The sequence below is a fragment of the Streptomyces sp. NPDC005195 genome, assembly GCF_040608315.1.
Classification (GTDB): domain Bacteria; phylum Actinomycetota; class Actinomycetes; order Streptomycetales; family Streptomycetaceae; genus Streptomyces; species Streptomyces kaempferi.
Window position 1 is genome coordinate 1 of sequence record NZ_JBEXHZ010000407.1, and the last position, 1,029, is coordinate 1,029.

1 protein-coding gene is annotated in these 1,029 nt (G+C 71.2%); it reads left to right on the top strand.

The window, feature by feature from the left end:
• Window positions 1–596 (top strand): phosphotransferase (locus ABZV34_RS39970; RefSeq protein WP_356288377.1); only part of this gene is annotated, 596 nt, incomplete at its 5' end.
• Window positions 597–1,029 lie beyond the last annotated feature (433 nt).

Consider the following 1,029-nt stretch of genomic DNA (forward strand, 5'->3'; position numbering starts at 1 on the left):
GCGCGGTCTGCCGGCTGAACGCGTGGCGGCCGCCGGCGGGGACGTTCGACGCCCCGCTGAACTACGCGGAGCGGATCTCCCGTTTCCATGAGCTGGGTCTGCTCACGGACCGGGACATGGGCGATCTGCAGAAGCTGCTGCACGGCATCGCCCACGCGTCCGGCCGTCAGGGCATGGGCCAGTTCTGCCACGGGGACGCGCTGCTGTCGAACATCCTGCTCTCACCGGCCGGTCCAGTGCTGGTGGACTGGGAGCACGCGGGCTGGTACCTGCCGGGCTACGACCTGGCGACCTTGTGGGCGGTCCTCGGTGACGCCCTCGTGGCGCGCCGTCAGATCAGTCAGCTCGCGCAATCCGCGGGACCGGCGGCGCGTGACGCCTTCCTGGTGAACCTGATGCTCGTACTGACCCGTGAGATCCGTACCTACGAGACAGCGGTGCAGCGCTCGATGCACGACGCGGCCCCGGCGACCCCGGGACCGGCCCACCCGGGCACCCCGCCGTCCGGCGAGGAACAACGGCTGCTGCTGCGACGGCTGCACGACGACTGCCAGATGGCCCGCCGGGCCGTACGGGCGGCGGTCGGCACTCGCTGAGGGGCGGGAGGCCGGCCCCCGAGGGGGGACGAAGGTCCGCGGTGCGCCAGGGTCATCGGCGCGCCGCGGACCTTCGTCGTGGACACCGAACCCCGTACGCCGCCGGGACGCGCGAGGGAGAGACCTGTACGCCGTCGGAGCGCGCGGGAGGGACCCGTGCGTGGCGCTGTACGGCCGCCACGTCACTGCGCCCGAACCGGCCCGCGCGTTTGCGTCGAAATCTTCACTCGATCGAGCCACTGGTCCACTCCACTGACGCCTCGCAGGCCCCCGCGCCGCCGCCACGAAAACCCTCTGATCACGCGCTGACATGGGAAATCAGCTGTTCCTGGGCATGATTGACGGATCGTCGGAGACCCGATACGACTGACCTCGTTCGGCCCCGCACGCCCCACCGCGCCCGACCGTCCCAGGAGGCTGCATTGCGAGGATC